At 70.7% G+C, this 6444-nt stretch carries 4 protein-coding genes; all 4 read left to right on the top strand.

Annotation, left to right across the window (positions count from 1 at the left end):
- Positions 1 to 602 (top strand): YadA-like family protein (locus tag D180_RS07555; protein ID WP_198526523.1); only part of this gene is annotated, 602 nt, incomplete at its 5' end.
- Between the two features lie 156 nt (positions 603 to 758).
- Positions 759 to 2654, top strand: coding sequence for a S8 family peptidase (locus D180_RS07550; RefSeq protein ID WP_017912311.1), 1896 nt, complete (start codon positions 759 to 761; stop codon positions 2652 to 2654).
- A 280-nt stretch (positions 2655 to 2934) separates the two neighbouring features.
- Positions 2935 to 4665 (top strand): type II secretion system ATPase GspE, encoded by a 1731-nt coding sequence (gene gspE / locus D180_RS07545; RefSeq protein WP_017908692.1) that lies wholly within the window; start codon positions 2935 to 2937, stop codon positions 4663 to 4665.
- A 133-nt stretch (positions 4666 to 4798) separates the two neighbouring features.
- Positions 4799 to 6013 carry a type II secretion system F family protein gene (locus tag D180_RS07540; RefSeq protein WP_017908693.1) on the top strand — a complete coding sequence of 405 codons (1215 nt, stop codon included), beginning with the start codon at positions 4799 to 4801 and terminating at the stop codon, positions 6011 to 6013.
- Positions 6014 to 6444 lie beyond the last annotated feature (431 nt).

Below are 6444 nucleotides of genomic sequence, written 5' to 3'. Positions count from 1 at the left end.
TGGGCGCCAACAGCCACATCGCGGCGGTGGCGACCAACGCGGTGGCGATGGGCGAGGGCGCCAGCGTCAGCGCGGCTTCGGGTACCGCGCTCGGCCAGGGCGCCAGCGCCACCGCGCAGGGGGCGGTCGCCCTGGGGCAGGGTTCGGTGGCCGATCGCGCGCAGACGGTCTCCATCGGCAGCGCCGGCAACGAGCGCCAGCTCGCCAACGTCGCCGCCGGCACCCAGGCCACCGATGCGGTCAACAAGAGCCAGCTCGACAACGGCGTGGCTACGGCCAAGTCGTACACCGATGCACGCTTCGGCACCATGGCCGACAGCTTCGAGGTGCTGCGCGGCGACGTCGATGCGCGGTTGCGCGACCAGGACCGCCGCATCGACCGCCAGGGCGCGATGAGCGCGGCCATGCTCAACATGGCCACCAGCGCCGCCGGCATCCGCACCCAGAACCGGGTCGGTGCCGGCATCGGCTTCCAGAACGGCGAGTCGGCGCTGTCGGTGGGCTACCAGCGCGCCTTCAGCGACCGCGCCACGGTGACCATCGGCGGTGCCTTCAGCAGCGACGACAGCTCCATCGGCATCGGTGCCGGTTTCGGCTGGTGATCCATCGCGGACGGCGGCGCGTGCCGCCGTCCGCCACGCAATGGCCTGAGGGGGCAGACCACAGGACCTTGGCTGGGCCGGCCAACGGATTCGGTAGAGGGAGTTTTACGGCCGCAACTGTCGCCTGATCCACGAAACTTTGAAGAGGACGTCAACGTGATCGACAAGCAAAACCTTCGTATCAATGCCATCGCCGCCGCCATGCTGGCGATGTCGCTGGGAGCCTCGAGCGCGATCGCGGCCAGCGCCTCGGCGCCGCTGCCGGTCAAGGAACCGGGCAGGTCCGCGCCGGCCGATGCGGTGACCTCCAACCGCATCCTGGTGCGCTACAACGCCGGCACCGCCGCGGCCAGCGACCGCAGCGCCAAGCTGTCGACGGTGCAGTCGGCGGTGGGCCGTGCCAGCCTCGGCGGCAGCAACGGCATTTCGCGCGCGGCCGCGGCCAGCGTGCGCGCCGAGTATGTGCGGACCCTGGGCATCGGCGCGGACCTGATCCGCCTGACCGGCAAGCTGAGCAAGGCCGACCTGGACAAGGTGGTGGCGGAGATCGCCGCCGACCCGACGGTGAAGTACGCGCAGGTCGACGCCAAGCTGCGGCCGGTCGAGGTGCTGCGGGCCAAGACGCAGGTGCAGCCGCAGTTGGTGCCCAACGATCCGCTGTACGCGCAGTACCAGTGGCACTACAGCAACGCCACCGGCGGCATCAACCTGCCGGCCGCGTGGGACGTGTCCAAGGGCGACGGTGTCGTCGTCGCGGTGCTCGATACCGGCATCCTGCCGAATCACCCGGACGTGGCGGTGAACCTGCTGCAGGGCTACGACTTCATCTCCGACAAGGAGGTCTCGCGGCGTCCGACCGACGCCCGCGTGCCGGGCGCGCTGGACTACGGCGACTGGGTCGAGAACGACAACGAGTGCTACGCCGGCTCGGTGGCCGATGCCAGCTCCTGGCACGGCAGCCATGTCGCCGGTACCGTCGCCGAAGCCACCAACAACGGCGTCGGCATGGCCGGCGTGGCGCCCAACGCCACCGTGCTGCCGGTGCGCGTGCTCGGCAAGTGCGGCGGCTACACTTCCGACATCGCCGACGCCATCGTCTGGGCCTCGGGCGGCACCGTGTCCGGCGTGCCGGCCAACCAGAACCCGGCCGAGATCATCAACATGAGCCTGGGCGGCGGCGGCGCCTGCGACAGCGCCACCCAGGACGCGATCAACGGCGCGGTGTCGCGCGGCACCACGGTGGTGGTGGCCGCCGGCAACAACACCGCCAATGCCGCCAACTTCAGCCCGGCCAGCTGCGACAACGTGATCGCGGTCGGCGCCACCCGCATCACCGGCGGCATCACCTACTACTCCAACTTCGGCGCCAAGGTGGACCTGTCCGGTCCGGGCGGCGGCGGCAGCGTCGACGGCAACCCGGGCGGCTACATCTGGCAGAACGGCTACAGCGGCGCGACCACGCCGACCTCCGGCAACTACACCTACATGGGCCTGGGCGGCACCTCGATGGCCTCGCCCCACGTGGCCGCGGTGGCCGCGCTGGTGCAGAGCGCGCTGATCGCCGCGGGCAAGGCGCCGCTGACCCCGGCGGCGCTGGAGACCCTGCTCAAGCAGACCGCGCGTCCGTTCCCGGTGTCGATCCCGTCCAGCACCCCGATCGGCACCGGCATCGTCGACGCCAAGGCCGCCCTGGCCAAGGCGCTGGAAGAGCCGTGCGATCCGGCCACCGAGCAGTGCGCACCGCCGGCGACCGCGCTGACCAACAAGGTGGCGGTGGCGGGCCTGGCCGGTGCCGCGGGCAACGAGGCGCTGTACAGCTTCGAGGCCAAGGCCGGTGCGGTGCTGAGCTTCCTCACCTACGGCGGCAGCGGCAATGTGTCGCTGTATGTGAGCTTCGGCAAGGAGCCGGGCACCGGCAACGCCGACGCCAAGTCGACCCGTCCGGGCAACAACGAGACGGTGCGCTTCACCGCGCCGCAGGCCGGCACCTACTACATCAAGCTGGTCGGCGAGAGCACCTACAACGGCGTCAGCCTGGTCGCGCGCCAGTAAGCGTACGCGGCGCAGGGAAGCGCCATGCGGTTCCAGGAAACCCGGCTCCGGCCGGGTTTCCTGCATCTGGGGCAGCGCCGTGTCGGCCCGCCCCGCGACCGCTGCAGCGCGCAACGCAACTGCCCACAATGTCCTGCCAGGATGTCAGGCCGATGACCGTGGCGGGCCTGCCGGTGCCGGTCCGCTGGCCGCCCGGTAGACAGCGGCGGGGGAGTGCGCCGGATTCGGCGTCGGGTCATGCCGAACTGCTAAAGTCGCAAGGTCATCTGGGAGGGATCGCGTGAATGCGCTCGTGAAGGACACTGCCGTCGCCGTGGAGACGCCCGAAACCCGCATCATCGCGGCGTTGCTGGCCAAGGGTCGGCTCAAGGACGGCGACCTGGCGCGCGCGCGGCAATTGCAGCGCGAATCCGGCGGCAGCCTGCTGGCGCTGCTGGCGCGCCTGGGCCTGGTCTCCGAGCGCGACCATGCCGAGCTCAGCGCCGAAGTCCTGGGCCTGCCCCTGCTCGACGCCAAGCAGCTGCCGGCCACCGCGCCGGAGAGCCTGCCCGAGGCGCAGCCACTGTCGCTGCGCTTCCTCAAGCAGTTCCATGTATGTCCCCTCGGCGAGCGCGACGGCGTGCTGGAACTGTGGATGGCCGATCCGCACGACGCCTACGCCGCCGACGCGGTGCGCCTGGCCACCGGCCTGCAGGTGCTGCCGCGGGTCGGCCTGCGCTCGGAGATCGACGACCTGATCGAGCGCTGGTTCGGCCAGGGCCGCAGCGCGATGGGCGCGATCGTGGAAACCGCCGACGGCGACAGCGTCGCCGCCGACGACATCGAGCACCTGCGCGACCTGGCCTCCGAGGCGCCGGTGATCCGCCTGGTCAACCTGGTGATCCAGCGCGCGGTGGAACTGCGCGCCTCGGACATCCATATCGAGCCGTTCGAGAGCCGGCTGAAGGTGCGCTACCGCGTCGACGGCGTGCTGATCGACGGCGAGAGCCCGCCGGCCAACCTGACCGCGGCGGTGATCAGCCGCGTCAAGATCATGGCCAAGCTCAACATCGCCGAGCGCCGCCTGCCGCAGGACGGCCGCATCATGCTGCGGGTGCAGGGCAAGGAGCTGGACCTGCGCGTGAGCACCGTGCCCACCGCGCACGGCGAGAGCGTGGTGATGCGCCTGCTCGACCGCGAGACCGTGGTGTTCGACTTCCACCGGCTCGGCTTCACCGACGCGTTCCTGCCGCAGTTCCGCAAGGTGCTGGAGCAGCCGCACGGCATCCTGCTGGTCACCGGCCCCACCGGCTCGGGCAAGACCACCACGCTGTACACCGCGCTGAGCCAGCTCAACACCGCCGACGTCAAGATCATCACCGTCGAGGACCCGGTCGAATACCAGATCGAGGGCATCAACCAGATTCAGGCCAAGCCGCAGATCGGCCTGGACTTTTCGCACGCGCTGCGCAGCATCGTGCGCCAGGACCCGGACATCATCATGATCGGCGAAATGCGCGACCTGGAGACGGCGCGCATCGCCATCCAGTCCGCGCTGACCGGCCACCTGGTGCTGTCGACGCTGCACACCAACAACGCCGCCGGCGGCATCACCCGCCTGCTCGACATGGGTGTGGAGGACTACCTGCTGACCTCCACCATCAACGGCATCCTGGCCCAGCGCCTGGTGCGGCGGCTGGAGCCGACCCACGCCGAGCGCTATGCGGCCTCGCCGGAGGAGATCGAGAAGTTCGAACTGCGCCGGCTGCAGCCGGAAGGCGAGATCTTCCTGTACCGCCCGCGGCCCTCGGCGATCGCGCCGACCGGCTATGTCGGCCGCACCACCATCATGGAATTCCTGGTGATGAACGACGTGCTGCGCCGTGCGGTGATGCGCCACGCCGGCATGGGCGAGATCGAGCAACTGGCGCGTGAGGCCGGCATGCGCACCATGTACGAGGACGGCCTGGCCAAGGCGCTCAGCGGCCAGACCACGATCGAGGAAGTGCTGCGCGTGACGGAGGAAACCTGATGCGCGCGATCTGCGCTCCGGTGGTGACGACGTGTCGCTGCGCCATGCGCCGGCGGTCCGCGCTCGGGAACGCATGGACCGCGCACGACGCGCGTTCCCATTCCCGATTCCCCATTCCCCACTCCCAGCCCTGATGCCCCTGTACCGCTACAAGGCCCTGGACTCGCATGGCGAGGTCCTGGAAGGGCAGATGGAAGCCGCCAGCGAGGCGGAGGTGGCGCTGCGCCTGCAGGAGCAGGGGCATATGCCGATGCAGGCCCGGCTCGCCGCCGAGGGCGGCGGCACCTCGCTGCGCGGGTTGTTCCGGCCCAAGCCGTTCGACGGCGCGGCGCTGGTGCAGTTCACCCAGCAGCTGGCGACCCTGCTCGGCGCCGGCCAGCCGCTGGATCGCGCGCTGTCGATCCTGCTCGAGCTGCCCGAGGACGAACGTTCCAAGCGCACCGTCGGCGACATCCGCGACGCGGTGCGCGGCGGCGCGCCGCTGTCCACCGCGCTGGAGCGCCAGCACGGGCTGTTCTCGCGCCTGTACATCAACATGGTGCGCGCCGGCGAGGCCGGCGGCAGCCTGCACGACACCCTGCAGCGCCTGGCCGAGTACCTGGAGCGCAGCCGCGAACTGCGCGGACGGGTGATCAACGCGCTGATCTATCCGGCGATCCTGGTCAGCGTGGTCGGCTGCGCGCTGCTGTTCCTGCTCGGCTACGTGGTGCCGCAGTTCGCACAGATGTACGAGAGCCTGGACGTGGCCCTGCCGTGGTTCACCCAGGCGGTGCTGAGCGTGGGCCTGTTCGTGCGCGACTGGTGGATCGTGCTGCTAGTGGTGCCGGGCGTGACCATCCTGGCGGTGGACCGCAAGCGCCGCGACCCCGCATTCCGTGCCAGCTTCGACGCCTGGCTGCTGCGCCAGCGCTTCGTCGGCGTGCTGATTTCGCGGCTGGAGACCGCGCGCCTGACCCGCACCCTCGGTACGTTGCTGCGCAACGGCGTGCCGTTGCTGGCGGCGCTGGGCATCTCCCGCAACGTGCTGTCGAACCTGGCGCTGACCGCCGACGTCGGCGCCGCCGCCGACGACGTCAAGAACGGCCATGGGCTGTCGGCGTCGCTGTCCAAGGGCAAGCGCTTCCCGCGCCTGGCACTGCAGATGATCCAGGTCGGCGAGGAATCGGGCGCGCTCGACATCATGCTGCTGAAGACCGCCGACACCTTCGAGCAGGAAACCGCCCAGGCCATCGACCGCCTGCTGGCGGCGATGGTGCCGGCGATCACCCTGGTCCTGGCCTCGGTGGTCGGCCTGGTGATCATCTCCGTCCTCGTCCCCCTCTACGACCTCACCAATGCGATTGGGTGAGGTGCCACGCTTATGCGCCATGGCGCATGTGGCGCCGAACGCCCGGCCAGGGATGGCCGGGCCGGTGGTTCCGGCGCTCGCGATGCCGCGCCATGGACGGCTGCGCAGTCATCTGGCGCAGCGGACGAGCGGATCGAAGGAGGCCATGCGCTTGCGAACCGCAGGTTCGCGCATGGCCGAACGCCCGGCCGTGGATGGCCGGGCCGGTCTATCCGGAGCCGGCGATGTGACGCCATGGACGGCAGCGGCCTTGCCTGGTGCGTCTGCGCGGGGCGCCATGGCGCATGTGGCGCCGAACGCCCGGCCCCGTCCGGGCCTCGGGCGACTGCCACGGAGTGTGACGCCGCGCGGTCCCGGCCGGGAACCTTCCGCCGCCGCCCCTGTCCCATTGCCAGCGGCGCCGCGCGCGCCGGCCGTGGCCGTGCGTGCGC

The sequence above is a fragment of the Xanthomonas sp. SHU 166 genome, from assembly GCF_000364685.1.
Taxonomy (GTDB): domain Bacteria; phylum Pseudomonadota; class Gammaproteobacteria; order Xanthomonadales; family Xanthomonadaceae; genus Xanthomonas_A; species Xanthomonas_A sontii.
The sequence above is the reverse complement of the archived record's forward strand: the minus strand, read 5'-3'. Positions and strand labels throughout refer to the sequence as shown.